This window comes from Nocardioides epinepheli, from assembly GCF_037936805.1.
Classification (GTDB): Bacteria; Actinomycetota; Actinomycetes; order Propionibacteriales; family Nocardioidaceae; genus Nocardioides.
This window is the reverse complement of the sequence record NZ_JBBMMC010000001.1, coordinates 393,656-419,724: the sequence shown is the minus strand read 5'-3', so window position 1 is coordinate 419,724 and position 26,069 is coordinate 393,656. Positions and strand designations below refer to the sequence as shown.

Genomic DNA, 26,069 nt, shown 5'->3' with positions numbered 1-26,069 from the left:
GTCAGGCCTGCCAGGAGCGGACCCACACGGTCTGCTCGGAGTCGCCGACGGCCTTGAGGGTCTCCTCGGTGACCGGCCCCTCGACGTCGGAGACGACGTAGCCCTGCTCGCCGCGGGTGGCGAGGTACTGGGCGGTGATGTTGAGGCCCTGGTCGGCCAGGCGGGAGTTCAGGTCGGCCAGGACTCCCGGCACGTTGACGTGCAGGAATCCGACCCGCGAGCCCGACTGGAGCTGGGGGGCGAGCACGCTGGGCAGGTTGACCGAGAGCTCGGTGCGACCCTCCAGCGCGAATCCGGCGAGCTTTCCGGCCACGAACCAGCCGATCTCCTCCTGCGCCTCCTGGGTCGATCCGCCCACGTGCGGGGTGAGGATGACGTTGTCGAGCCCGCGCAGCACCGAGCGGAACTCGTCGCCCTGGGCCTTCGGCTCCACCGGGAACACGTCGAGGGCGGCGCCGGCGAGGTGCCCGGAGAGGATGTGCTCGCGCAAGGCGACGTCGTCGACGACCATGCCGCGGGCGGCGTTGATGAACAGGGCGCGCGGCTTCATCTTGGCGAACTGGTCGGCGCCGAAGAAGCCGGCGTTGCCGGGGCGGCCGTCGACGTGCAGCGAGACGACGTCCGCCTCGGCGAGCAGGGCGTCCAGGCTGGTCATCCGGCGGGCGTTCCCGTGCGCGAGCCGGTCGGCGGTGTCGAAGAAGACGACCCGCATCCCCATCGCCTCGGCGAGGTTCGACAGCTGGGTGCCGATGTTGCCGTACCCGACGATCCCGAGGGTGCGGCCGCGCACCTCGTGGCTGCCCTTGGCCGACTTGTCCCACACGCCGTCGTGCATGCGCGAGGTCTTCTCCGGCAGGCGCCGGGCCAGAGCGATGATCTCGCCGATCACCAGCTCCACGACGCTGCGGGTGTTGGAGTAGGGGGCGTTGAAGACCACGATGCCGCGGTCGGCGGCGGCGGCGAGGTCGACCTGGTTGGTGCCGATGCAGAAGCAGCCGATCGCGAGCAGGTCGGGCGCCGCGTCGAGGACCCGCTCGGTGATGGTCGTGTTCGACCGGATGCCGAGCAGCTGGACGCCCGGAAGCGCCGCGACGAGCTCGTCCTCCGACATCGCGGCCGAGCGCAGGTCGACCTCGAATCCCCGGCTCTCCAGGGACTCGACCGCGACCGGATGGATGTTCTCGAGCAGCAGCGCCTTCACGGATCAAGGCTACGGTCCGCGGTCTGCGCTCCGCCGCGGGGCATCCGTGCGTGGACAGGTGCCTAGTGTGTCCCCATGCCGAACGCCGAGGACTTCGCCGCCCTGGCACGCAGCTCGCCGTGGCGTTTCTCCGCGCTGCACTTCCGCAAGCGCGACCGGCACGGCGACGTCGAGGCCTGGCTGGAGCGGCCGGGTCGCCTGCGCGTGGCCGGCCCCGACGGACGCGAGACCATCGAGACCGGCGTGCCCTACGCCACTTCGGTGATGACCGTCTCGGTGCCCGAGTCGTACTCCGACGGGCCGACGGTCCCCGTCGAGACGGTCGAGATGGTGGAGCGGCTTCCGGCCGACGTCGTCCCCGAGCGGCGTGCCGACGGACTCGTCGCCCGCCGGCCGGAGGATCCGTTCATCTTGTGGGACGACCCGATGTACGGCGACTACGCCTGGGTCGCGATGCTCGACCCGGTGGAGCTCAGTCATCACGTGGAGATCGCCGAGGTCACCGAGTCCGACCGCAACGGCCGGCGCACCTGGTGGGCCGAGGTCGCCGCCGCCCCCGGCTATGAGCCACGCTGCGGCTGCTGCCCGCTGCTGTGGTCGGAGATCTCCGAGCTCGACGAGGCCGAGATCGGCGGTCCCACCATGCGCGAGAGCGATCCCGGCGTCGTCTACCCCGATCGGTACCTCGTCGGCCTCGACCACGCCACCGGCATCGTCGTCTCCCTCCAACCCCTCGGCGCCGCACGCCGGCCCGAGTCCGAGCGCTGGCCGAACACCTGGTTCGAGGTGGAGATCCTGGACGTGGATCAGCCCGGCGGCTGACCGCCCGGTCGCCACCGCGCGGGCGAATCGAGTGGTGCCCGCCCGGGCCGGTCTCTAGCATCGCCGTCATGGGCAACTTCACGACCACTCGGACCCGCCGCCGCTAGCGGCGCGGATCCCTCTCCTCACACGCATTCGCGCCGCCATCCGGCATCTCGCCGGGCGGCGCTTCGTGCTGCCCGGCTCCAGTCACGTCACCTCGACAGGAGCACCCTCATGGCATCTCGCCGACCCGGCACGCACGAGCTGGGACAGAACTTCCTGACCGATCCGTCCGTCACCGCGCGCGTGGTCGACCTCGTCGCACAACGCCGCGGACCCATCGTCGAGTGGGGCACCGGCAACGGAGCCCTCACCCACGGCCTCGCCGAACTCGGCCGCCCGCTCTACGGCCTGGAGATCGACGGCCGGCGCGCCCGCGACCTCGATCGGCGTACGGGGCCGCACGTGTGCATCGAGAAGGGCGACATCCTGCGCCACGCTCCACCGGCGGGCGCCGTGATCGTGTCGAACATCCCGTTCCATCTGACCACCCCGATCCTGCGCCACCTCCTGCACTCCACCGCTTGGAGCTCAGCGGTCCTCATCACCCAGTGGGAGGTCGCACGCAAGCGCGCCGGGGTGGGTGGTGCCACCCAGCTGACCGCGCAGTGGTGGCCCTGGCACAGCTTCTCCCTCGACAGGCGCGTCCCCGCCGCGGCCTTCCGTCCCCAGCCTTCGGTCGACGCGGGCCTTCTCGTCATCGAGCGCCGCCCGGAGCCGCTGCTGGATCCACTCGAACGCGATCGCTACCAGGACTGGGTCTCCCGCGTCTTCGCCGGCCGCGGTCGCGGCCTCACCGACGTCTTGGCGCGACAGGGCGTGCCGCGTCGCGTCGCACGGGAGATCGCGAACCGGCGGCGAGGGTCCAAGCGAGCTGCTCTTCCTCGTGATCTTCGAAGCGGTGACTGGGTGGAGGCGTACCGAGCGGCCGGTCCGGGCCGATGAAGACTCACCTGCGCATCGGATGCGCCTCGCCGGTGGCGTGGAGCTGGTGGTGGTGGAAGGGGCAGTGGAGTCGGGCGTCTTTGGTGTTGGTGTCGCCTCCGTCTTGCCACGAGTGGGCGTGGTGGACGTGGCAGTAGGCGGCGGGGGTGTCGCAGCCGGGGGTTTGGCAGTGCTGTTGTTCGAGGCCGATCGCGTGGCGTTGGGCGGGGGTGTGGAAGCGGCGGGTGCGGCCGAGGTCGAGGACCTCGCTGTTGCTGCCGAGGACCGCGGGGATGATCCCGGCCTCACACGCCAGCCGGCGTGCCTGACCGGGTGAGAGGTCTACCCCGGTGTCGAGGTGCGCGGCTTCGAGTCCGCCGAGGAGGGTGTCGAGGGTCATGGTGACGATGACGGTGGCGTTGAGTCCGCCGGTCTTGGGGAGTCGGTCGGTGGGGAACCGTTCGACGTATTCGGCGAAGGCCTGCCCGAGTCTTTGTGGAGTGGGCTTGGCGTGGTCGTAGGTGCCGGCGCCGTCGGTGGCTCTGACGTGTTTGGGTGCGGCGAGTGCGGTGAGGGCTTTGCGGAGCATCGAGCCTTGGGCGGCGGGGAGCGTGAAGCGGCCGTGGGTGAGGCCTTGGTCGTCGTCGTACATCGAGAACGTCGTGTGTTTCCGCGCGCGGGCTTCTTCGGCTTCGAGTAGTCGGGCTTCGTGCTCGTCGGCGCGGGCGGGGTCGATGACTTCCAGGATGCGGCGGCCGAGGATCTTCAAGGCTTTCGCGTCGTGATGCTGCGCTTCTGCGATGAGGTGCTTCTCGGCGAGGTCGCGGTGTTCGGGGTCGAGTTCGTCGACCGCCGCGACGATCACCTGCGCCTGGTCCGGAAGGACCCTTCCCTCGGCGGCAGCTTGTCGGGTTTGTTCGTGGGTCGCGAGCTCGTGGCCGAGCCGCGCGGTGCGGTGCGCCTGGCCGGGGGTGATCGGGACCAGCCGCCGCAGCCACGCGCTGGTCGACCGGGCGCCGATCGAGCCGGGCAGGTCCAACGCTTCGGCCTGGGTCACCGCTCGGGCCTCGAGCTCGGCCACGCTGGCGGTGACCTCGGCCAGGTCGACCAACAAGGCAGCGGTGTCGTCGGCGTCCAAGCTCCAGAGCGGGGTGTCGACGTGGCCGGCGAGGTCTTTCTTGAACCGCGCCACCAACACGGCGAGCGGGTGCCCGGGTTCGGTGTCGGTGGTGGCGGCCATGCTCGATTCTACCTCGTCCGACGGATATTCGCTAGTGTGTTCTAGTAAGTCTTAGGGTGCCGGGGTTTCGTCGGCGCTCGCTGGCGCTCGCTTGCTCAACCTCCGGCGGGGGGCGACTCTTCGGAGGTTGAGCAAGCGGGGAGGGCGAGGAACGAGCCCAACCAGCGCCGACGAAACCTCCCGACCGACCCCGGAAACGCGAGCCGCGCGAATCAGGCGCGGACGAATCAGCGACGGCGGAGCGAGCAGGGGTGGCCGCGCAGGCGGCGGCGCGGGCGGAGCCCGTGCCGTTAGCGCGCTGCCTAGCCGATCGAGCGAGGCTCGCGGTCAAGGACGGACGAAGTCCGCCACGCAGTGGCGCGAGCGCAGCGAGCGTCCTTGACGGCGAGACTCGATCGGCTACGCGCGCGGCCACCCCACCACCGCGCCGAGTTGGCACACCTGCGCGCCGACGCACCGACCACAGTCGCGCAGTCCGCCGCCGGGGTTTCGTCGGCGCTCGCTGGCGCTCGCTTGCTCAACCTCCGGCCGGGCCGGTCTCGAGTTCGCCGGGGTCTCGTCGGCGCTCGCTGGCGCTCGCTTGCTCAACCTCCGGCGGTGCGCGCGCTCGGATTTGAAGAACTTCGGCCTCCTCGACAACCTTTCCGCGCCGTGGGGCGTCCCTAGGGATGTGACGTCCTATGTTCGGGGCATGCGTCGACCTGCCCTCGCCGTCGTCTGTACGGCTCTTGCCCTCTCCCTCACCGCACTTCCCGACGCCGGTGCCGCCGCACCCCAGACGCCGGCCCGCGCCGCGACCGCGAACACTGCGGTCCAACAGATCGCGGCCGCGGCGCGGCCGGACCAGAACACCGCAGGTGTCGGGGACTGGTCGGTCCGGGCGCTCGACGACGGTCGCTACGAGGTCTCGTGGACCTCGCCCGACCCGCTCCCGCTGAACTCCGACCGGCCGACGATCGTCGGCGGCGACGATCTCCTGGTCAATGCGACGACGCTGGCCGCCGACGGCCGGACGGTGTCCGCCGTCGTCGCCGCGGCCCAGGCGCCCGAGCCGGACGACCTCGACGTCGTCCTCTCCGGTGACCGCCTCGACGAGGCGGGCGACGACCTCACCGCCGGCGCGCCGTCCACGCAACGACCCGCCAGCCCGCCCCGCACCACACCGCTCGACGCGCCAGATCCCGGTAAGGCCGGCCCGTACGCGACGACCACGAGCGACTACGACCTGCCCGGCGTCAAGCTGCCGGGCATGAAGGAGCCGATCGAGATGGTCGGGCACGTGGTCGAGCCCGCCGCATCGGCCCAGACCGGGCCGCGGCCACTGGTCCTGTTCCTGCACGGCCGCCACGGGTCCTGCTACGACCCGAACAACCCCGATGCCTACACCGATGTGTGGCCCTGCCGCGGTCGCTTCAAGGAGGTCCCCAGCCAGCTCGGCTACGACTACATCCAGAAGGTGCTCGCCTCCCAGGGGTATGCCACCGTCTCGATCCGGGTCAACGGCATCAACGCCCAGGACTATCGCCTCGACGACGGCGGTGCCGACGCCCGCGCCCAGATCGTGCGCAAGCACCTGGACCACTGGACGACGCTGGCCGCCGGCCACCAGGTCGACCTCGACCGCGTCGTGCTCGTCGGGCACAGTCGTGGCGGCGAGGGCGTCGACCATGCCTCGGCCGAGATCCCGCTCTCCGCGCCCTACCGGATCGCCGGCCAGGTGCTGCTCGCTCCCACCGACTTCGCCAACCACAGCGCGCCCTACATCCCGACCGCCACCGTGCTGCCCTACTGCGACGGCGACGTGTCCGACATCCAGGGTCAGCGCTTCACCGACACCAACCGTGATGTCGCCGCCGACGACAACTCGCTCAAGAGCTCGGTGCTCGTGATGGGCGCCAACCACAACTACTTCAACACCGAGTGGACGCCGGGCACGGCGGTCGCCCCGGCTTTCGACGACTGGGGCGGCAAGGCCACCGAGCCGTGTGGACGCCGCACCCCCGAGCGGCTCACCAAGGCCGAGCAGCGCGACGTCGGGAAGGCCTACGTCGCCGGCGCCGTGAAGCTGTTCACCGGTGACGACGCCTACCTCCCGCTCTTCGACGGCACCGCCACCACCGTGCCCTCGGTCGGCGACGCCGACGTGCGCACCCACGCCATCGGCGGCGGCCGCGACATCCGCCGGCCCGGCGTCGACGCGACCCTCACCGCCGCGACGGGAGGCGCGCTGGCCAGCATGTGCAGCGGACGCGCGACCTATCGAGCCCGCTCCGACAAGCTCTGCGGCAACGGCTTCCAGGCGATCGTGCCGCACTGGCCGTACGTCGGTGAGGCCACCACCACGCGCAAGTTCTTCCAGATGTCGTGGTCGAAGGCGGGCGCCGTCGGAGGGTTGGCCCTCAAGAAGTCGCTCGACCTGTCCGCCGACCGGCTCGAGCTGCGCACGATCGTCGACCCGGCCGGGCCGGTGGACCTGTCGGTGCGGCTCACCGACGGCTCGGGTGCCCAGGTCACGATCGATCCGGTGGGTGGCCAGCGGCTCGCCCCGCTCCTGAACGCCGGCTACGCGACCAAGCTGTGGGCCCAGTCGCTCATCGTCGACGCCACCGGCGCCACCGGCATCGACCTCGCCGACATCCGCTCGATCGAGCTGATCGGCCGCTCCGCCAAGGGCCGCATCTGGGTGGCAGACGCAGCCGCCGCCCCGGCCACCCTCGCCGACGTGCCCACGACCCGCGCCCCACAGATCAACCTCGGCTCGCTGCGGGTCGAGGAGGGCGACCCGCCGGGGTCCCAGCCGGTCACGCGCACCGCAGAGATCCCGTTCACGGTCACCGGCGAGATCACCAGGCCCGCGCGCTTCGGCGTGCTCGTGGCGAGCGCTCGAGGTGCCGGCGCGAAGCAGCGCCTCACCGTCGACCTGGCTCCTGGCCAGACCTCCGGCACGATCCCGGTCTCCTACGAGGCCGACCGGGTCTTCGATCAGCCGCTGCCGCAGATGGTGACCGCCTGGCCGATCCGACGCATCGCCACCGACGCCTACCTCGGGCGGCTCAACGTGATCGACGACGACCCGATGCCCACCGTGAAGGTCGAGGCCACCCGGTCGGTACGTGAGGGCAAGGCGATCCGGGTCACGCTGCGCTACTCGGCGGCCCTCGGCTACGACGCCTACGTCAATCTCGGCATCACCCGTGGGCCACGGCCGTATCTGCGCGGCAACGATGTCGGCAAGCGGTGGCTCAAGCGTGTCGGCGCCAGCAAGGGCTGCCAGAAGCTGCCACTGGTCAAGTGCGGCGTCGGCGACTACGCGATGATGAAGGCCGGCCGGAAGGTGGTGCGGTTCACCATTCCGACGCGAGCGGATCGGCGTCGCGAGGGCGTCGAGCGCGTCACCTTCCGCTACGACCCCGGCTTGACCCGCAAGGCCCGCGGCAAGGTGACGGTCGCGGTCCGCGACCGCTGACTCACCCGCTCGCCCGCCGCGTCTGCATGGCGCGGCGGGCGAGCGTGCGGAGCAGGTCACGTCGGATCAGACCGCTGAACGGGCGTACCACGAGCCAGTAGGGCCGGAAGCGGCGTCCGGCGCCGGCGTCGGTCGGCTCGCAAAGGGTGCGAGTGGTCAGCAGCGTGTCGCCCTCGGGGGTGGGTACGAGCCAGAAGTCCATCCCGAACTTGAGCCAGCCGGGCTCGGAGTAGTCCCGCAGGTCGTCGAGCGACTCCAGGTCGGGGCCAGGGGTCGGTCGGGGCTGCCAGGGCCGTGCGACCCGCACGCCCGCGGCATAGTGCGGTGGTTCGGCCCGGACGAGACGCACCGGCCCGTGGGCGAGCACGCCGCCGCGCATCGCACGGGCGTCGCGTCGCAGCCCGAGGCCGCGCACGGCCATGAAGAGGCGGGTCGGGCCGAGATCCGACCAGTTGGTCTCCCAGAGTGCCTCCCACACCCGTTCCGGCGGAGCCTGGATCAGGCGCGTGTGCGACTCGCTGAACTCGGCGCGGGGGAGGGCTTCGGGGAGCGTGGCGACCATGATCATGATCCTAGACGTAAATGAATCTCGGTTCTAGAACGTTGATGCGTATTCTTCTCGATCGATGCCACGCCCCGCGAAGTTCACCGACGAGGAGGTGCTCGACGCCGCCCTCTCCTGCGTCTCCGACGACGGCGCCGGCGTCACGATGGCAGACGTCGCGGCGCGGCTCGGCGGCCCGGTCGGCTCGATCTACCATCGCTTCGCCTCCCGGGACGAGCTGCTTGCTCGGCTCTGGATCCGGACCGTCCGCGACTTCCAAGCGGGCCTGTTCGCCCTGGCCGAGACCTACGAGGGCGACCCGGAGCGGATCCTCGTGGACTCTGCGCTGCACGTGCCCCGCTACTGTCGCGAGCACCCCGACCGGGCGCGCGCCCTGAGCCTCTTCCGGCAGCCCGTACTGCTCGCCTCGGCACCGGAGGGCGTACGCGACGACGTCGCCTCGCTCAACGACGGGATCGACCGCCTCGCCCGTCGACTCACCCGCGCGCACTACGGCAGCGCGAGCGCTGCCCACGTCGAGCTGGTCCTGCTCGCGACCAGGATCGCTCCCTACGGTCTGGTCCGCCCCTACGTCGGTGCTCCGGTCCCGCCGGTGATCGACCAGGCGACGCGCGCCAGCGCCGAGGCGATCCTCAGTCTTGAGCCGTCAGGTCGTCGGCGTCGATGATCCGGTAGGCGTAGCCCTGCTCGGCGAGGAAGCGCTGCCGGTTCTGGGCGAAGTCTGCGTCGACGGTGTCGCGGGACACGATCGTGTAGAAGTGCGCGGTCTTGCCGTCGTCCTTGGGCCGCAGCAGCCGGCCCAGGCGCTGGGCCTCCTCCTGGCGGGAGCCGAACGAGCCGGACACCTGGATCGCGACCTCGGCGGAGGGGAGGTCGATGGAGAAGTTGGCGACCTTGGAGACGACCAGCAGGCCGATCTCCCCGGAGCGGAAGGCGTCGAAGAGGCGCTGCCGCTCCTTGACCGGCGTCTCGCCGGTGATCATCGGGGCGTCCAGCTGCTCGGCGAGCTCGTCGAGCTGGTCGAGGTACTGCCCGATCACCAGCGTCGGCTGGTCGGCGTGCCGGGCCACCAGGTCGCGCACCACCTGGACCTTCTCGTGGGTGCACGACGCCAGCCGGTAGCGCTCCTCCGGTTCGGAGGTCGCGTACGCCAGCCGCTCCGAGGTCGGCAGCGTGACCCGCACCTCGACGCAGTCGGCCGGGGCTATCCAGCCCTGCGACTCGATGTCCTTCCACGGCGCGTCGTAGCGCTTGGGGCCGATGAGGGAGAACACGTCGCCCTCGCGGCCGTCCTCGCGCACCAGCGTGGCGGTGAGGCCGATCCGGCGCCGGGCCTGGAGGTCGGCGGTGATCCGGAAGATCGGCGCGGGCAGCAGGTGCACCTCGTCGTAGACGATGAGGCCCCAGTCGCGGGCGTCGAGCAGCTCCAGGTGCCGGTAGACCCCGCCGCGCTTGGTGGTCATCACCTGGTAGGTGGCGATAGTGACCGGGCGGATCTCCTTGACCGACCCGGAGTACTCCCCGATCTCGTCCTCGGTCAGCGACGTGCGGCGCAGCAGCTCGTCCTTCCACTGACGGGCGCTCACGGTGTTGGTCACCAGGATCAGCGTGGTGGCCTGCGCATGCGCCATCGCCGCGGCTCCCACCAGGGTCTTGCCCGCGCCGCAGGGGAGGACGACGACGCCGGACCCCCCGTGCCAGAACGACTCGGCGGCGTCGCGCTGGTAGTCGCGCAGCGACCACTCGGACTCATCGAGCGCGATCGGGTGGGCCTCGCCGTCGACGTAGCCCGCGAAGTCCTCGGCCGGCCAGCCCAGCTTGAGCAGGGCCTGCTTGAGGTTGCCACGCTCGGACCCGTGGACGGCGACCGTGTCGTCGTCGATGCGCGTGCCGAGCATTCCGGCGACTTTCTTGGCGCGCAGCACCTCCTCGAGCACCGGACGGTCGCTGCTCACCAGCACCAGGCCGTGCACGGGGTGCTTCTCCAGGCGCAACCGGCCGTAGCGGGCCATGGTCTCGGCGACGTCGACCAGGAGCGAGTGCGGGACCGCGTAGCGGCTGTAGGTGAGCAGCGTGTCGACCACCTGCTCGGCGTCGTGGCCGGCGGCCCGGGCGTTCCAGAGGCCGAGCGGGGTCAGCCGGTAGGTGTGCACGTGCTCGGGGGAGCGCTCGAGCTCGGCGAACGGCGCGATCGCCTTGCGGCACTCGGCGGCCTGCTCGTGGTCGATCTCGAGGAGGAGCGTCTTGTCCGACTGGACGATGAGGGGGCCCGAACTCACCGGACGAGTCTACGGAGCGGCGGGTGAGTCGTCTGGGAGCGGTCGCACGGTCGTGATCCGGTGGACCGCGAAGGACCGGACGTCGTCGGCCCGGTGGTCGTAGGCGATCAGTGAGCCGCCCTCCAGCGAACGCGGGTCGACCACCCGCTCCGACGACACCCCCTGGTTGTCGACGTAGCCGACGAGGACGGTCGCTCGCGCCTCCACCGCCTCGCGCAGCGCCGCCAGTGCTCCGGACGGCGAGAGCGGCGTCGTCGGGGACGCCGGGCGCGCCGCCGCCGCCCGGTCGCCGGCCCGGATAGCGGTGACCACCGACGCGACCCGTGCCGCACCGTGCGCCGAGCGCACCGAGGCACCACGCTCGCGTGGCGTGCGGGCGCGCAGGACGTCGGGGCGCAGGATCTGCACGGTGCCGTCGACCCCCTCCACGACCGGAGCCACCCCGAGCTCGCGCAGCCGAGGAAGCAGCACGTCGACCGGCACGCTGCTCACCAGCACGGTCGGGGCGATCTGGCGCAGCCCCAGGGAGTGGGCCTGGGGGAGGTGCACCAGGGCGCTGAGCGCGGACTCGTCGTCGGCGCGAAGGAACGCCTCGGCATGCCCGACCCGGACGGTGCCGAAGGTGCGGACGGTGTCGTCGACCAGGTAGGTGAGTGGCTGCGGGATCGGGGTGCGCGACACCGACTCGAGGAATCGGTGGATCTCGGCCGCGCTCCAGCCGGCGTCCAGGGCGCGGCGGACCGAACCGGCGGTGAACCGGTACACGGTCGCCCCGCCGCGCGACTCGACGTCGGCGACGAGCTGGAGCTGCCCGGCCAGTCCCGAGGCGAGTGGTCCGGGCGCGACCGCGGTGAGGTCGGCCTGGATCAGCACGTGGTCGACCGGGTCGGGCAGCAGGTCGGCGAGCAGGGGGACGGGGTCCTCGCCGTCGACGAGGGCCCGGCCGTAGGACGAGATCGCGTCGAGGCCGATGACGCCCAGTGCGGCTGCCTCGGAGACCGTCCAGGCGACGTGGTCGGTGCGCGAGCGGGGACGGCGCGGCCGATGCCAGGCAACCTGCTCCACCAGCGAGGGCAGTCCGGTCCCGGCGGCCAGCGCCTGGCCCGGCGCGAGCGTGGCCAGGGCGGCGAGGGTGCCGGATCTCGCCTCGGGGATGGCGGCGGAGGTCAGCTCGGGGGCCAGCGCGTTCCACGTCTTGCCCGCCGCGTCGCGGCTCCCGACCAGAGCAGGAAGGCGCCGGCTCTCGAGCCAGGCCCGCGTCAGGGTCAGCCATCGCTGGGCGGGAGGCTCGGCCACCCAGGAGTCGAAGGCGTCGGTGGGCACCCACACCGTGGCGCCCTCGGCGTCGGCGCGGCTCGACAGCAGGCCCGCGACGGCTGCGACCTCGACGACCAGGGCCGCGCGCGCCTCCTCGACCGCCAGCAGCGTCGTGGCCGCCTTGAGGTCGCGGACCCCGAGCCCACCGCTGCGCAGCACGGCGGGCGGGTGGCTGCCCCAATGGTCGAGGAGCAGCTCGACCTGGCGCACGAACTCGAACGCCGCCCCGGCGGCGGTCCGGTCGATCAACGTGGTCGGGCGCTCGGCCGTCGCCAGTGGCGGCAGGACGTCGACCGGCTCGGTCGTGGTGTGACCGCCGCGCAGGGCCAGCCCCACCTCCCCGGGTGCGACGAGCAGGTCACCGCCGGCGCGGGGGAGGAGCAGGCGCCGGGAGATGAGCTCCTCGGCGGGGGTCCGGGCGTCCTCAGGCAGGACGGTGAGCCGTGCCGAGCCGCCGGTCGCCTCGCCGCCTGACTCCACGACGTGCTCGAGCATCGCGCGAGCCTGTGGTGAGAGCTCGGCCAACCGCTTCTCGACGTCGCCGGGGGCCGGCGCGTCGGCCGATCGCGCGCGCAGCCCGCTGCTGCCCGGGCCACCGCCCATCGCGTCGGAGACGCCCGAGAGCACGCGCAGCTCGCCGCCGCGCGCCTCCCACACCAGGCCGAGATCGATGAGACGCCCGAGAGTCGCATCGACAGCGGCTGGTTGAGCGAGGATGATGCTGCGCACGTCGTCGGCTGTGGTTTGGCCGGCGACGACGTGGGCATCAAGGACAGACAACTCGAGCCGAGTGAGGGTGTCGAGGGCACGTGAGATCGAGGCACGGACCGCGGCACGCGACGCGAGTTGTCCGAAGTCGTGAGGGGCGGGTGTGATCAGATCGGGTCGGGCGGTGAGCAAGCGCGCCAGTCGCTCGTCGGACCAGCTGCGCAACTGGTCGGCGAGAGTGCGGAATCCCGCGTCGTCCCCGGTAGCCATCACGCCTACGCTACTGATCCGAGCTGCGTCGAGCGGCGGGGAGCCATGAGCGGCGTCGAACTGCACCACGGCGCCGCCACCGACGTGGGCCGGGTCCGCGAGATCAACGAGGACTCGTTCCTCGTCGCGCCGCCGATCTTCGTGGTGGCCGACGGCATGGGTGGCCACGACCGCGGCGACGTCGCGAGCCGGATCGTCGTCGAGGAGTTCGCCCGGCTCGCCGACACCGGCTACGACCCCGAGCGTGGTCCCGAGGTGGTCGCCGAGACGCTGCGAGAGGCCCAGCACCGCATCGGCGTCTACGACGACGAGCAACGCGCCGCGGGCGCCCGCGACTTCGCGGCCGGCACCACCGCGGTCGTCGCGCTGCTCATCGAGCAGTCCACCGAGACCAAGTGGCTGTTGGCCAACCTCGGCGACTCGCGGATCTACCGCGTCCACAACGGGGCGCTGGAGCAGGTCAGCGTCGACCACAGCGTCGTGCAGGAGCTCGTCGAGGCCGGGGTCATCACGCCCGACGACGCCGCCGTCCACCCCGAGCGCCACATCATCACCCGCGCCCTCGGTGGCCGCGGCAGCGTGGAGGCCGACTACTTCGTGCTTCCCCTGTCCGGGGCCGAGCGTCTGCTGCTGTGCTCCGACGGCGTCAGCGGCATGATCGGGGACGGCCGGATCGCCGAGATCCTGACCTCCACCTCCGACCCGCGCGACGCCGCGGACCGGGTGGTCGCAGCCGCCGTGGCGGCCGGCGGGCGCGACAACGCGACGGCCGTTGTGGTCGATGTGGTGGGATTGGCCGATGAACGACCGTACGACTCCCACGCCCAGCGAGAGAGTCTCGAGCAGAAGTTGGGGGCCTTGCCATGAGTGAGCAGCCCGGAACCTGGTCCTACCGTCCGGGGTCGTGGTTCGGCGTCTTCGGCGCCGCCACGACCCTCTTGCTGCCGGCCAGCGAGAAGCCGCGCGTGGGCGACCTGTGGTCGCGCATCGACGACGGCGCCGGGTTCGACGACATCCTCGACGCCCTCGTCCAGTCCGGGCTCGGCGTGCTCTCCGGGTTCGTGCTCGTGAGCACCGGTGAGGGCCCGACCAAGATCCTGGTCCGTGGCGCCACCGTCCGCGCCACTGTCACCGTGGGCGAGGAGACCTCCGAGCTGGACGGCTCGACGGTCACGACCTGGGTCGAGCGGATGTTCCCCGAGGTCACCGCTCTCTCGGTCGTCGTCGACGGTGACGACGCCGGCCAGACCGCAGGCGAGGGCGGCGGCACACCGGGCACGGAGGACCTGCCGATCCACGACGGCCTGGTACGGGTCGGCCGGATCGACCTGCCGCCCTACGCACCGTCGTCCGCGGAGCCGGCGTCGACGGCCATGCCGGACTCCTCCCTGGCAGGCGGCTACGGCGAGCAGTCCGCAGACGCCCCCGAGACGCCCGCGGAGGAGCCGGCTCCGGCAGCGGCGGCCCCTCTCGGGCCACCACCGACCTCGCCGCCGCCGAGCTCACCCCCGCCGGCCTCACCGCCGTCCGCGTGGTCGCCGGAGGCCGACGCGCTCCCCGAGCCGGACACGATCATCCCCGAGCCGGCATTCTCGCTGGAGAAGCAGGCCGACGAGCCAGCACAGGAGTCGGCAGCCGCGCCGGCCGAGACCCCCGACGCCGCGAGCGATGCGGAGGCGGCCGCCGAGTCGAACCACTGGGACGACGACCCACTGGGCGCCATGATGGGCGACTCACCCGAGTCGTCCGAGTCGCCTGAGTCCGCCGATCCCATGGACGAGGAGTCCTCGCCGCTCGACGACGAGCCCGACACCGGCTCGATGACTCCCGAGGCGGACGCCGGCTCCGATCAGGCCTCGGCCGCGAGCCCGTTCGCCCCGGCGCCGCCGATGCCGGTGCCGCCCTCGCCGCCGAGCCCGCCCGCGTGGCCGGGCGGCTCCCCGCTGCCCCCGCCACCGCCGTACGCGCCGCCCGGTGCTCCGCCTACCGAGATCGGCGGGGTGCCTCCCGAGCACGACGAGTTCGGCGACCACGACGAGCCGGGCGGACACGGCACCGACAACGACGGCATGACGCAGGCCGGCGTCGACGTCGGCGAGTTCGCCCGCCCGCAGCCGGGGATCCCCGGCCAGCAGATGGCGCCGAGTGTGGGGCCGTCGGTCGCGAAGCTGGTGATCAGCAACGGCGAGACCGTCGACGTCGACCGCGTCGTGCTGATCGGTCGCGCCCCCGAGGCGCGCCGGTTCACCTCGACCGACCAGCCACTGCTCGTCACCGTCCCGAGCCCACTGCACGAGATCTCCTCCACCCACGTCGAGTTCCGGCCCGGGTCCGGCGCCGACCACGGCAGTGCGGTCGTCACCGACATGGGCTCCACCAATGGCACCGTGCTGGTCCAGCCGGGGCTGTCGGCCGAGGAGCTGAAGCCCGGGATCTCCGTCCAGGTGCTGCCGGGCGCGATCGTCAACCTCGGCGACGGCGTGACCATCCAGGTCACCCACCCCTGAGACCCCCCAGGTCGACCCGGTCGAACCGGTCGACGACGTACCGAGAGGACAGATGAGCCACCCCGCTCCCTCCCCGGAGGCGGTCAGCTACCCCGCCGCCGAGCTCGACCGACGGTTCTATGCCTTCGCGATCGACCGGCTGATCGCGTGGGGGCTGTTCGCCGGTGCGGGCTATCTGGCGTGGCGCTACTTCTTCGACGACGACAACGTCGGTGCCGGGGTCGGCGTGATCGTCGGCACGGTGGTGCTCGTCTCGCTGGTCTACGCCGTTCTGCTCGGCATGGCCGGCATCTCCCCGGGCAAGGCGTTGGTCGGCCTGCGCGTGGTCGGCGCCGAGGACGGGCGACCGATCGGGTTGCCCAACGCCCTGCTGCGTACCGGCGTCCTGGGCATCTTCACCCTGCCCACCCTCGGTCTCGGTCTCGCCACCCTTGCCTGGACGGCGGTGATGGATCCCAGCGGCCGGCGCCGTGGCGGCCACGACCGGATGAGCGGCGCGGTGGTCGTCGACGTCCGTCCGATGGAGGTCGCCGAGGTCGCCGACGACCGGCCCCGCGCGATCGTCAACCTCACCGCGATGCGGCTCATGCCCGCCCCGCCCGCCGAGGTCCTACAGATGCCGGCCCGGGTCGAGCGTCCCCCCTCTCCTTCCGCGCCGTCGGGTCCTGCGCCCTCGGGGGCGTCCTACGAGGCGCCCTACGTCCAGCAGGCACCGGCTCCGCAGGCCCTCCCGCAACGGCAGACGCCGTCGGCTCCCCAGCCGCCCGCGGCGTCCGCGCCGGCGCCCGTGCGCCCGCTGTCGCCGGCGCAACCGGCCCAGCCGCTCGACCGACCGGTCCCGGCCCCCGGCGCCCACGCCGCGGTGCCCTCCGAACAGCCCACGCTGATCCCGGGTGGCCCGGGAGCGACGCCCGGAGGAGACTCGGCGACCGTGCGTCGTCCCGAGGCCGCCGAGCAAGCCCCGGCGCCTGTCTGGCGGGTCAGCTTCGACACCGGGGAGACCTTCGTCGTCGAGGGCCTGGCCCTGGTGGGACGGCGTCCGGAGCCCCGCGCGAACGAGGTGGTCACCCATCTGGTGCCGCTGCGCTCCTCGGACATGTCGCTGTCGAAGACCCACGCGCAGTTCCAGGTGGTGCCCGACGGTGCGCTCGTGGTGATGGATCGCGGCTCGACCAACGGATCGGTCGTCGTGCGTCAGGGCGTCTCGAAGTCGCTCACCGCCGGTCGGCCGGCCACCCTCCTCGAGGGCGACACGGTCCGCTTCGGTGACCGCACCATGACTGTCGCCAAGGACGCCTGAGTCGGCCGGGGGCCTCGAACTATTTCGGGTCCGGTACCGAGTCGAAGACGTCGGGGGTGCCGATGAACCGGGCGTGGTCGAGCGGCCAGACCAGCGAGAAGACCTTGCCGACGACGTTGTCGATCGGCACGAACGCGCGGTCGATGTCGCATCCGGTGGCTCGGGGCCGGCACAACCGGTCCGAGGAGTCGGCCGACGCGGCGCGGTTGTCACCCATCACGAACAGTCTGTCGTCGGGGACGGTGACCTCCCAGCCGGTCTGGCAACCGCGCTGGTCGAAGGGCATCGGGCCGTCGCAGGCGACCTGATCGCGGATGAAGGAGTCCTCGTCGATCGCGACCCCGTTGATCTCCAGCTCGCCGTTGTCGTCGCAGCACACGATGTGGTCGCCGGGGACGCCGATCACCCGCTTCACCAGGTGCCCGCCGGTGGGGTAGAGCCCGACCTTCGCCAACCCCTTCGAGAGCAGCGTCGTGGGTCCGGGCTCGGGTCCGAGGAGCCAGCCGCCGGGGTCCTCGAACACGATCACGTCGCCACGCGACGGCGAGCCGCCGAACCAGTAGGAAACCTTCTGCACCAGGATCCGGTCGTTCTTGACCAGCCCCGGCTCCATCGAGGCCGAGGGGATGTAGAAGGCCTGCACGAAGAACGTCTTGATGATGAGGGCCATCACCAAGGCGACGACGAGCAGCACGATCGTCTCGAGCCACAGCGGCGCTCGGCGCTTGCGCTTCCTGGACTGCTCGGCGCTCGCGTCGGCGTCGGTCTCAGTCATGGCGGCGTCGGTCGAGTCGTCGTCGGCTGTGGGCTCGGAGCCGGTGTCAGCATCAGAGTGCTCGCGCTTCTCGAGACTGGGCCGGCGCGGCTCGTCATCATCTGGCACGACGAGGAATCTACGCCAGCGGACCCAAAGCGCTGACGAAGGGCGTTAGGTTCGACGCCATGGAGTCCTACGCCCGAGGTGAGACCGACGTCGCGCTGCTCGAGGAGACGATCGGGGCCAACCTCGCCCGCACCGTCGCCGCGCGGCCGGGCCAGGAGGCCCTCGTCGAGGTGGCCACCGGGCGGCGTTGGACCTGGGCCGAGCTCGCGCGCGACGTCGCGGCGCTCGCCAAGGGGCTCATCGGCTCCGGTATCCAGGCCGGCGATCGCGTCGGGGTCTGGGCGCCGAACTGCGCGGAGTGGACCATCGCGCAGTACGCCTGCGCCGAGGCGGGCGTGATCCTGGTGAACGTCAACCCGGCGTACCGCACCCACGAGCTCGCCTATGCGGTCAACCAGAGCGGTCTTCGGCTGCTGATCGCGGCCAGCATCTTCAAGACCAGCGACTACCGCGCGATGGTGGCCGAGGTGCGTCCCGACTGCCCGGCCCTGGAGCGCACGGTCTTCCTCGACACCGACGACTGGGCCGACCTGGTCGCCGCCGGCGCCGACGTCACCGACGCCGCCCTGGACGAACGACGGGCCGCGCTATCGCCCGAGGACCCGATCAACATCCAGTACACCTCGGGCACGACGGGCTATCCGAAGGGCGCGACGCTCAGCCACCGCAACATCCTCAACAACGGCTTCTTCACCACCGAGACGATCGGCCTCACCGACGCCGACCGGCTCTGCATCCCGGTGCCCTTCTACCACTGCTTCGGCATGGTGATGGCCAACCTCGGCTGCACCAGTCACGGCGCGACGATGGTGATCCCCGGGCCGGCGTTCGACCCGGCGGTCACCCTGCGGGCGGTCGAGGACGAGCGGTGCACGGTCCTCTACGGCGTCCCGACGATGTTCATCGCGATGCAGAGCGACCCGAGCTTCGCCGAGCGCGACCTCTCCTCGCTGCGCAGCGGGATCATGGCCGGCTCGATCTGCCCGGTCGAGGTGATGCGCCGCTGCATCGACGAGATGCACATGGCCGGCTTCTCCATCGCCTACGGCATGACCGAGACCTCGCCCGTCTCGTGCCAGACCCGCGCCGACGACGACCTGGAGCGTCGCACCGAGACCATCGGCCGGGTCCACCCGCACGTCGAGATCAAGGTGATCGACCCGGCGAGCGGCGAGACCGTAGAGCGCGGCACGACCGGCGAGTTCTGCACCCGCGGCTACTCGGTGATGCTCGGCTACTGGGACGACCCCGAGAAGACCGCCGAGGCCGTCGACGCCGACGGCTGGATGCACACCGGCGACCTCGCGGTGATGCGTGAGGACGGCTACTGCGTGATCGTGGGCCGGATCAAGGACATGGTGATCCGCGGCGGTGAGAACATCTACCCCCGCGAGATCGAGGAGTTCCTCTACCAGCATCCCGACATCGAGGACGTCCAGGTCGTCGGGGTCCCCGACGAGCGCTACGGCGAGGAGCTGTGCGCCTGGATCCGGATGCGCGCCGGCGCCGACCCCCTCGACGCCGAGGCCGTGAAGGCCTACGCCTCCGGCAAGCTGGCCCACTACAAGATCCCGCGCTACGTGCTCGTCGTCGAGGAGTTCCCGATGACGGTGACCGGCAAGATCCGCAAGGTCGAGATGCGGCAGCGCTCCGCGGCCGAGCTCGGCCTGAGCACCTCCGCCGGAGGTTGAGCAAGCGCGGCGACCGGCGCTGCCAGCGTTGGCGAGATCGGTTGCGAGGGTTTCGTCTCGCCCGTCGCGGCTTCGTTCCTCAGCCGCGGGGCTTGCTCAACCTCCAGCCGCGACGGATCTGCTCCTGCGTCGCAGCTCCTGCGGCCGGAGGTTGAGCAAGCGAGCGCCAGCGAGCGCCGACGAAACCCCGGCGACCGTCGCTGCCAGCGTTCGTGGGGTCGGTTGTGAGGTTTCGTCGGCGCCGGTCGGGCTCGTCCCTCGCCCTCCCGGCTTGCTCAACCTCCGAGGGCGCCCGCGTCCCGGTCCTCTCGCAGCAGCCCGTAGACCGCGCTGTCGGTGAACTCGTCGGTGCGGCTGTCCCACCAGTCTCGGCGCAGGTGCGCCTCCTGGGTCATCCCGAGGCGCTGGCACACGCGGGCCGAGGCGGTGTTGCGCGGGTCGAGGTGGGCATAGACCCGGTGGCAGCCGAAGTGGTCGAAGCCCAGGTCGACCATCGCGCGTGCCGCCTCGGTCGCCAGGCCCTTCCCGCCGTGCGCAGGGTCGAAGACGTAGCCGATCTCGGCGATCGAGCGCTTCGAGCCGCCCCGGAGCCGGAGCATCACGTCGCCGACGACGACGCCGTCGTGCTCGGCGAGCAGGGTGATGGCCCAGTCTGCGTCGGGATCGCTGTCGGGGTCGACGGCGAGGTTCGCGCGCCAGATCGCCATCTTGGCGCGGACGTCGTCGAGGCTCTGCGGGGAGAACGGCAGATAGCGACAGACCTCGGGGTCGGCGCGGTAGCCGTGCACCGCGGCGACGTCGTCGTCGACCGCGACGCGCAGGATCAGCCGCTCGGTGCGGATCGGCAGCTCGGGCGCGGTGCTCATCGGGTGAGCGTAAGCGGGAGCCTGGTGACCGAGTGGTCGGCCCCGCGCCACACGACGTAGCCGCTGTTCGAGGCGGCGCGGCCACCACGCGCGTCGATCCGGATCGTGAACGACGCGCTCTCGCCCGGCCCCAGCCGGACGGCGGCCGGCCGCACGCTCACGTGCCGGCCGAGGCCGTCTGTCGTGGAGGAGAAGTAGAGGCGGCGTCCGGACACGTTCGTGATCGTGCGGCGCACCCGGCGCGTGTCCGGCGAGACCGAGACCGTGGGGGTGTTGAGGTGCGTGCGCCGTCCCTCCAGCCAGCCGCGGTAGTCAGCGGGCTCGACGGTGACCGCGAGGGACGCACCGTGCGCTGCGGCCGGACGGACCAGGCCGGCGCCGCCGCGGTTCCCCTCGACCGGCCACGCGGTCGTGACCAGGGCCGAACGCACGAGTTCGGGGGATCGACCCTCGGCCAGCAGCACGGCGGCGACGCCGGCGGTGTGGGCGGTGGCGATCGACGTGCCGGAGGTGACGGTCCAGCCCGGCGAGCCCGGGACGGCGGCGAGGACGCCGGTGGCCGGGGCGACGACGTCGGGCTTGACCATGCCCCGGGCGCCGGCGGAGGAGAAGTCGGCGACGCGAGCGGGCCGATGGGTCAGGCCTTGCGGGCGCAGGGTCACCCGTCCGCGGGGATGCGCTTCGAGCCACTCGTCGAGGACCCTCGCGTTGCGTACCGGCAGGTGCACGGTCGGCACGCTGTGGACGTCGGCGTCGACCGAGGCGGGACGACGGTTGAGCAGGATCATCCCGGTGCCGTCGGACAGCGACACCGCCCGCGACTTGTCAATGCGCCCGACGTGGCCGCGCTCGCAGACGACGATCGCGCGCTTCACCCGGGTCGCGTCGAGGCTGCCGGGGACGCAGAACCGTGCGGTCGCGCGGGTCGCCCCGGGGGCGGCGACATCCGCGGCACGCACGACCCGCGCCGGACCGACCGCGCTCCCCGAGAGCATCGCACCGTCGAGTGGGTCCTCTCCCCGCAGGAGGACCTGCCCTCGACGGGTCGCGCCGGTGCTGCCTCCCACCGTGGTGATCCAGGGGGCCGGGTGCGCGGCGGCGGCACGCGGGTCGTTCCCGGCGGCCGCGACGACGACGACGCCGGCCTCGGTCGCGCCGAGCAGCGCCCGATCCACGGTGTCGATCGTGGCGGGCCCGCCCAGGGAGAGCGACAAGACGTCGACGCCGTCGCGAGTGGCGTCGTCGATGGCGGTGACGACGTCGGCGGTGGAGCAGCCGTCGTCGTCCGGGTCGGGTGCACTCCAGCATGCCTTGTAGATCGCCAGCGCCGCGTCGGGCGCCATCCCGCCGAACCGGCCCAGCCGCTCCTCGCCGATCCGCACCGGGATCTCGGAGTTTCCGACCGCCACCGAGGCGCCCTCGGTGCCGTGCCCGTCGGTGTCGCGCGGGGAGAGGGCGCTGGTCGCGCGGAGGCGGTCGGCGCCGAATCCGTCGACGTACCACCGGGCCCCCACGACCTTGCCATTGCACTCCGCCGCGACCCAGTCGCTCGCGGTCTCGCAGGCACCGGTGAACGAGGCGGGCGGGCCGGCCAGTGAGCGCTGGGCGAACAGGGGGTTCGCGGTGGCGAGGCCACTGTCGATCAGCCCGACGACGACACCTGCCCCGCCGCGGGTGTTCCCGGATCCGAGGTGTCCGGCTCGCCGGGCGTCGGCCATCGGAGCGGCGGCGGCGAGTGGGCGCACCTCGTCCGGTTCGACGGTGTCGACCTCGGGTCGGGCATCGACGGCGGCGACCTGCTCGGGATCGAGCCGGACCGCGAAGCCGTTCAACGCGGTCGACCAGCGATACATGGGGGTCGGGAGGTCGAGCGCCGCCACGATTCCGGCCGCGTCCGCGCCGTCGCGCAGCGTCACCAGGTACAGGGCGCTGGACTCCCGTGCCGCGGCCGCGCCGGATGGGACCCCGGAGTCGGCGTCCGCGGGGAGCGCAGCCACCGGGGCCAGCAGCCCGGCAAGCACCGTGCCGCCCAGTAGGGCAGCGCGCACTCGGGTGCGTCCGCTGTGATGCCGCCGTCCCACCGTTCCACCCGCTCTCGTGCGTGCTCGTGAAGTACCGCAATCGACCATTGTGACCCACCGGCCCCATCCGGCGCATCCGGCCCGTGGCACTGGGCCGCGACCGGTGGGGCGCGGGCCATCCCTACCCTGGAGCGGTGTCCGGCTCCGCCTCTGTCCCGCCCGACCTCGTCGTCGGCTTCGACCTCGACATGACGCTCATCGACACCGTGCCGGGCTTCCGCGCGGTGCTGCGGGCGTTGGGGGAGGAGTTGGGCGTCGACTTCCCGGTCGAGGCGATGACCGCGGTCCTCGGGCCGCCCCTGGAGACGATCCTCGCTCCGTTCCTGCCGCCGGACGAGGTCGCTGCCGCCGGTGATCGCTTCCGGGCGCTGTATCCCGCGTACGGCGTCGAGTCGGTCGCCCTCCTGCCCGGTGCGCGCGAGGCCCTGGCGGCGGTGCGTGACCGGGGTGGCCGGGTCATGGTGGTCACCGGCAAGTTCGCGCCCAACGCGCGTCTGCACCTGGAGCATCTCGGCGTCGAGGTCGACGTGCTCGAGGGGTCGGTGTGGGGCGCGGGCAAGGCCGCGGCGCTGCGTCGCGAGGGAGCCTCGGTCTACGTCGGCGACCACGTCCACGACGTCGAGGGAGCGCTCGCGGCGCGGATCACCAGCGTCTCGGTGACGACCGGCGGATGCACCGCCGCCGAGCTGCGGGCCGCGGGCACCCACGCGGTCCTCGACAGCCTCGGGGATTTCCCGTCGTGGCTGAGCACGCGCGTGGCATAGGGTGACGCTCGCCCGCGGGCAGACCGCGGACCGATGCGTGCGACGTGCAGGAAAGAGAAGGCGAGAGCAGTGCCGAACGGCAAGGTGAAGTGGTTCGACGCCGACAAGGGCTTCGGGTTCTTGTCGCAGGAGGGCGGACCCGACGTCTACGTCCACGCCGACGCGCTACCCGACGGGATGGACTCCATCAAGCCGGGCACCCGCGTCGAGTTCGGCATCGCTCAGGGACGCAAGGGCGACCAGGCCCTGCAGGTGCGCCTGCTCGAGCAGCCGCCGTCGGTGGCGCGCAACAAGGCCCAGGCCCGCCGCAAGCCGCCCGAGGAGATGGTCCCGATCGTCGAGGACCTGATCCGGGTGCTCGACGGGATCGGCGAGGGCTACCGCCACGGCCGGCACCCCGACGCCAAGGCGGCCCGGCCGGTCGCCAAGCTGCTGCGGGCGCTGGCCTCCGAGCTGGAGGCCTGAGTCCCTACTCCTTGCGCAGGGACGGCGCGCCCGGGTCGTCGCGACGCACGGGAGGCGCGGTCGGCGGCTGGGGCCGACGGCGTCGCGGCGTCGGCGACAGCACGAACAGCGTCCACGCGAGCAGCACCACGAACCCGACGGTGAGCCCGAGGCGAGGGATCTGGGGGAGTGCGATGCCCACGAACCCGCCGAAGACCCAGGCCAGCTGCAGGGTCGTGTCGCTGCGGGCGAAGGCGCTGGCCTGGACGTGCACCGGCACTCCGCTTTGGATCGTGGAGTCCAGCGAGACCTTCGCCAGGGCCTGCGATAGCCCGGCCACGAGGCCGAGTCCGGCGAGGGTGAGCAGTCCGTAGAACATCGCTCCGGCGAGCAGCATGGCGGCGTCGGCCACCAGCGCGAAGGTGACCGTGATGGCCGGGTTGATCCGTTTGAGGACCGAGGCGAGGAAGATGCCGATCGCGTTGCCGGCGGCGGCCCCGCCGATGACGATGCCGAGCAGCAGCGTCTGGCGGTCCTCCCAGCCCTCCAGCGGCTTGTCGCGCAGCAGGAAGGCCATGTACATCGTGAGGAACCCCGAGACCCAGCGCGGTCCGAGGTTGGCGCGCAGCGCGTAGGCGACCTGGGGCGGGATCTGGGTGCCGCGGCGGGCCCCTTCCCGCTTGCGGAGCGAGACCGACTGCTCGCCCTCGCTGGAGTCGACCTTCGCCGGCAGCAGGATCGCCGCGATCGTGCCGAGCACGAAGACCACGAAGGCATAGCGCAGGCACCACTCGGCGCCGAACCACGCGGCCAGCCCGGCCAGCGGCGCCGAGATGGCACCCCCGACCAGCCCGGCCAGCGACACCCGCCCATTGGCCTTGACCAGGGTGAACCCCTCGGGGAGCAGGCGCGGGACGGCGGCCGCGCGGGTGACGCCATAGGCCTTGGACGAGACCAGGACGCCGAGCGCGGCCGGATAGAGCAGCGCCGACTCGTCGGCGACGGCGCCGGCGAGGACCCAGCACAAGAAGGCGCGGATCGCGAACGTCGCTCCGATCGCCCAGCGGCGGCCGTGGCTGAACCGGTCGAGGAACGGCCCGATGAGCGGCGCGACGATCGCGAAGGGCAGCATCGTCAGGCCCAGGAAGAGTGCGACCTGGCCGCGAGCCTCGCTGGTGGCGCCGGCGAAGAACACGGTGGTGGCGAGCGAGATCGCGACGGCGGCGTCCCCCGCGGCGTTGGTGGCGTGCAGGTAGATGAGCCGGTTCAGCCCGGACTGCTCGGCGCCCTGCGCTCCCGCGGCCCGCTTGGCCTGCCCGACGGCGAACCGCCCGAAGCGGCCGCCCACTCGGGCGGTCGCGCGGACGCCGCGGGCCGCCCCCTTGGCGCCGGTGCCGATTCCCTGGGCGACCGTGCGGCCGCGATCGGGGTGCGCGTGGTCGCCCCCGTCGTCCGAGGGGCCCGAGGGACCGGTGGTCATGCGGGACATCCTGCCCGTTGCTGGGCCGCTGTGGGCGAGAGACCCGCCCCGACCTGACATCGGCATCTCTGATCGGTCACACTTGCTCCGTGACACCCACCACCCTGGCGACCCCGCAGCCCGACAGCGTCGCGGCCAAGGCCGTCGACGTCGCGCGCGCCGCACTGGTCGAGGAGGTGCCCGTCGCCGAGGTCGGCGAGCACCTCGGCGCCGAGGCCGAGATCGAGGCCGAGCGGACCGTCACCCACCTGTTCGAGTGCCGTCGCGCCGGCTATTCCGGCTGGCGCTGGGCGGTCACCGTCGTACGCGCCTACCGGCAGAAGCTGGTCACGGTCACCGAGGTCGTCCTGCTTCCGGGCACCAGCGCGATCACGGCCCCGGAATGGGTGCCCTATCGCGAGCGGATCCGACCCGGAGACCTGTCGCCGGGCGACCTGCTCCCGGTCGACGACGACGACCCGCGACTGGTGCCCACCTACTCCTTCGGCGACGACCCCCTCGACGCCGACGAGAAGGCCCAGATCCGCGAGGTCGCCAAGGACCTCGGGCTCGGCCGGGTGCGCACCCTCTCGGTCGAGGGCCGCGACCTCGCAGCCCAGCGGTGGTACGACGGCGACGGCGGCCCCGACTCGCCGATCGCACAGTCGGCACCACAGCCCTGCTCGAGCTGCGGCTTCCTGCTCCGGCTCGCCGGCCCGCTGTCGGCCGTGTTCGGGGTGTGCGCCAACGGTGACGCCAACGACGACGGCAGGGTCGTGTCCCTGCAGCACGGCTGCGGCGCCCACTCCGAGGTGCGCCTGGCCAAGCGGCACGAGCCGCAGCCGCTGCCCGACCACGTCCTCGACACGATGTCGCGCGACGAGTTCGAGAGCTTCTGAGGCTCAGCCTGGTCAGGCTCAGGGCTGTCGGTCGAGGCCGGCGTCGCGCTCGGCGCGGGCCCGGCGACGATGCCGGCAGTACTCGAGGCCGAGCAGGCCGAGGCCCATGCCGACCAGGCACATCCACAGCCACCACTGGTGGCCATCGCGCTCCAGGCGGCCGTAGAACGGCAAGAGGGCGAGGAACGCGATGAAGAACAGCGCGGTGCCGGCGGTGACGCTCCGCACGCCGTCGGGGTCGATCGGCTCGACGTCGGCGAGCAGGTAGGTCCGGCTGCCGATCTCGTGCTGCATCGGCTGATCGTCGCGGAGCTCCACCGCCCCACCGTACCGCTGTGCCC

The 26,069-nt window shown here is 72.1% G+C and carries 21 protein-coding genes; 11 read left to right on the top strand and 10 right to left on the bottom strand.

The window, feature by feature from the left end; translation table 11 throughout:
• Position 1: 1 nt before the first annotated feature.
• Positions 2 to 1,201 carry a phosphoglycerate dehydrogenase gene (serA, locus tag WMR31_RS02000; RefSeq protein ID WP_340537092.1) on the bottom strand — a complete coding sequence of 400 codons (1,200 nt, stop codon included), beginning with the start codon at positions 1,199 to 1,201 and terminating at the stop codon, positions 2 to 4.
• A gap of 75 nt (positions 1,202 to 1,276) precedes the next feature.
• On the opposite strand from serA, the gene WMR31_RS01995 reads away from it, so the two are divergent.
• Positions 1,277 to 2,023 (top strand): hypothetical protein, encoded by a 747-nt coding sequence (locus WMR31_RS01995; protein ID WP_340537091.1) that lies wholly within the window; start codon positions 1,277 to 1,279, stop codon positions 2,021 to 2,023.
• 216 nt (positions 2,024 to 2,239) lie between these two features.
• The gene (gene erm / locus WMR31_RS01990; RefSeq protein WP_340537090.1) at positions 2,240 to 3,010 is read left to right on the top strand and encodes a 23S ribosomal RNA methyltransferase Erm; all 771 of its coding nucleotides are present in this window, start codon (positions 2,240 to 2,242) and stop codon (positions 3,008 to 3,010) included.
• Between the two features lie 4 nt (positions 3,011 to 3,014).
• On the opposite strand, the gene WMR31_RS01985 is transcribed toward erm, so the two are convergent.
• Positions 3,015 to 4,229, bottom strand: coding sequence for an HNH endonuclease signature motif containing protein (locus tag WMR31_RS01985; RefSeq protein ID WP_340537089.1), 1,215 nt, complete (start codon positions 4,227 to 4,229; stop codon positions 3,015 to 3,017).
• A gap of 691 nt (positions 4,230 to 4,920) precedes the next feature.
• On the opposite strand from WMR31_RS01985, the gene WMR31_RS01980 reads away from it, so the two are divergent.
• Complete coding sequence (locus WMR31_RS01980; RefSeq protein WP_340537088.1) at positions 4,921 to 7,695, top strand: alpha/beta hydrolase; 2,775 nt, start codon at positions 4,921 to 4,923, stop codon at positions 7,693 to 7,695.
• A 1-nt stretch (position 7,696) separates the two neighbouring features.
• On the opposite strand, the gene WMR31_RS01975 is transcribed toward WMR31_RS01980, so the two are convergent.
• Positions 7,697 to 8,257, bottom strand: a complete 561-nt coding sequence (locus WMR31_RS01975) for an SRPBCC family protein (RefSeq protein ID WP_340537087.1) — start codon at positions 8,255 to 8,257, stop codon at positions 7,697 to 7,699.
• Positions 8,258 to 8,321: 64 nt separating this feature from the next.
• Here WMR31_RS01975 and WMR31_RS01970 point away from each other — a divergent pair, with 64 nt between their 5' ends.
• Positions 8,322 to 8,927 (top strand): TetR/AcrR family transcriptional regulator, encoded by a 606-nt coding sequence (locus WMR31_RS01970; RefSeq protein ID WP_340537086.1) that lies wholly within the window; start codon positions 8,322 to 8,324, stop codon positions 8,925 to 8,927.
• On the opposite strand, the gene WMR31_RS01965 is transcribed toward WMR31_RS01970, so the two are convergent.
• Together WMR31_RS01965 and WMR31_RS01960 are read right to left on the bottom strand one after the other, a co-directional pair.
• Positions 8,893 to 10,539 (bottom strand): DNA repair helicase XPB, encoded by a 1,647-nt coding sequence (locus WMR31_RS01965; RefSeq protein WP_340537085.1) that lies wholly within the window; start codon positions 10,537 to 10,539, stop codon positions 8,893 to 8,895. The genes WMR31_RS01970 and WMR31_RS01965 overlap by 35 nt on opposite strands.
• A 9-nt stretch (positions 10,540 to 10,548) precedes the next feature.
• Positions 10,549 to 12,834 (bottom strand): helicase-associated domain-containing protein, encoded by a 2,286-nt coding sequence (locus WMR31_RS01960; RefSeq protein ID WP_340537084.1) that lies wholly within the window; start codon positions 12,832 to 12,834, stop codon positions 10,549 to 10,551.
• Positions 12,835 to 12,879: 45 nt separating this feature from the next.
• Between WMR31_RS01960 and WMR31_RS01955 the strand changes: the two genes are divergently transcribed.
• Genes WMR31_RS01955 through WMR31_RS01945 form a run of 3 tightly spaced genes read left to right on the top strand, consistent with a single transcriptional unit; the run spans position 12,880 to position 16,641 of the window.
• A complete protein-coding gene (locus tag WMR31_RS01955; protein ID WP_340537083.1) occupies positions 12,880 to 13,701 on the top strand; it encodes a PP2C family protein-serine/threonine phosphatase in 822 nt (273 codons plus the stop codon).
• Entirely contained in the window at positions 13,698 to 15,341 is a 1,644-nt protein-coding gene (locus WMR31_RS01950) for an FHA domain-containing protein (protein WP_340537082.1), read from the top strand. Before WMR31_RS01955 ends, WMR31_RS01950 begins: the two co-directional genes overlap by 4 nt.
• A 52-nt stretch (positions 15,342 to 15,393) precedes the next feature.
• Positions 15,394 to 16,641: an RDD family protein gene (locus tag WMR31_RS01945; protein WP_340537081.1), complete on the top strand. Its 1,248-nt coding sequence runs from the start codon at positions 15,394 to 15,396 to the stop codon at positions 16,639 to 16,641.
• Positions 16,642 to 16,660: 19 nt separating this feature from the next.
• Here WMR31_RS01945 and lepB read toward each other — a convergent pair whose 3' ends face one another.
• Positions 16,661 to 17,524, bottom strand: coding sequence for a signal peptidase I (lepB, locus tag WMR31_RS01940; RefSeq protein WP_340537080.1), 864 nt, complete (start codon positions 17,522 to 17,524; stop codon positions 16,661 to 16,663).
• 59 nt (positions 17,525 to 17,583) lie between these two features.
• Between lepB and WMR31_RS01935 the strand changes: the two genes are divergently transcribed.
• On the top strand, positions 17,584 to 19,215 hold the full coding sequence (locus WMR31_RS01935; protein WP_340537079.1) for an AMP-binding protein: 1,632 nt from the start codon (positions 17,584 to 17,586) through the stop codon (positions 19,213 to 19,215).
• Between the two features lie 275 nt (positions 19,216 to 19,490).
• Here the strand turns inward: WMR31_RS01935 and WMR31_RS01930 are convergent, their stop codons facing one another.
• Positions 19,491 to 20,081 (bottom strand): GNAT family N-acetyltransferase, encoded by a 591-nt coding sequence (locus WMR31_RS01930; protein WP_340537078.1) that lies wholly within the window; start codon positions 20,079 to 20,081, stop codon positions 19,491 to 19,493.
• The gene (locus WMR31_RS01925; RefSeq protein WP_340537077.1) at positions 20,078 to 22,162 is read right to left on the bottom strand and encodes a S8 family serine peptidase; all 2,085 of its coding nucleotides are present in this window, start codon (positions 22,160 to 22,162) and stop codon (positions 20,078 to 20,080) included. Before WMR31_RS01925 ends, WMR31_RS01930 begins: the two co-directional genes overlap by 4 nt.
• A 134-nt stretch (positions 22,163 to 22,296) precedes the next feature.
• Here WMR31_RS01925 and WMR31_RS01920 point away from each other — a divergent pair, with 134 nt between their 5' ends.
• Both WMR31_RS01920 and WMR31_RS01915 read left to right on the top strand, forming a co-directional pair.
• Positions 22,297 to 22,926: an HAD family hydrolase gene (locus tag WMR31_RS01920; RefSeq protein WP_340537076.1), complete on the top strand. Its 630-nt coding sequence runs from the start codon at positions 22,297 to 22,299 to the stop codon at positions 22,924 to 22,926.
• Positions 22,927 to 22,995: 69 nt separating this feature from the next.
• Positions 22,996 to 23,391: a cold-shock protein gene (locus WMR31_RS01915; protein ID WP_340537075.1), complete on the top strand. Its 396-nt coding sequence runs from the start codon at positions 22,996 to 22,998 to the stop codon at positions 23,389 to 23,391.
• Positions 23,392 to 23,395: 4 nt separating this feature from the next.
• On the opposite strand, the gene WMR31_RS01910 is transcribed toward WMR31_RS01915, so the two are convergent.
• Positions 23,396 to 24,850 carry an MFS transporter gene (locus WMR31_RS01910; RefSeq protein ID WP_340537074.1) on the bottom strand — a complete coding sequence of 485 codons (1,455 nt, stop codon included), beginning with the start codon at positions 24,848 to 24,850 and terminating at the stop codon, positions 23,396 to 23,398.
• Between the two features lie 89 nt (positions 24,851 to 24,939).
• Here WMR31_RS01910 and WMR31_RS01905 point away from each other — a divergent pair, with 89 nt between their 5' ends.
• Positions 24,940 to 25,728, top strand: a complete 789-nt coding sequence (locus WMR31_RS01905; RefSeq protein WP_340537073.1) for a DUF3027 domain-containing protein — start codon at positions 24,940 to 24,942, stop codon at positions 25,726 to 25,728.
• Positions 25,729 to 25,746: 18 nt separating this feature from the next.
• Here WMR31_RS01905 and WMR31_RS01900 read toward each other — a convergent pair whose 3' ends face one another.
• Positions 25,747 to 26,046: a DUF2530 domain-containing protein gene (locus tag WMR31_RS01900; RefSeq protein WP_340537072.1), complete on the bottom strand. Its 300-nt coding sequence runs from the start codon at positions 26,044 to 26,046 to the stop codon at positions 25,747 to 25,749.
• Between the last annotated feature and the right edge of the window lie 23 nt (positions 26,047 to 26,069).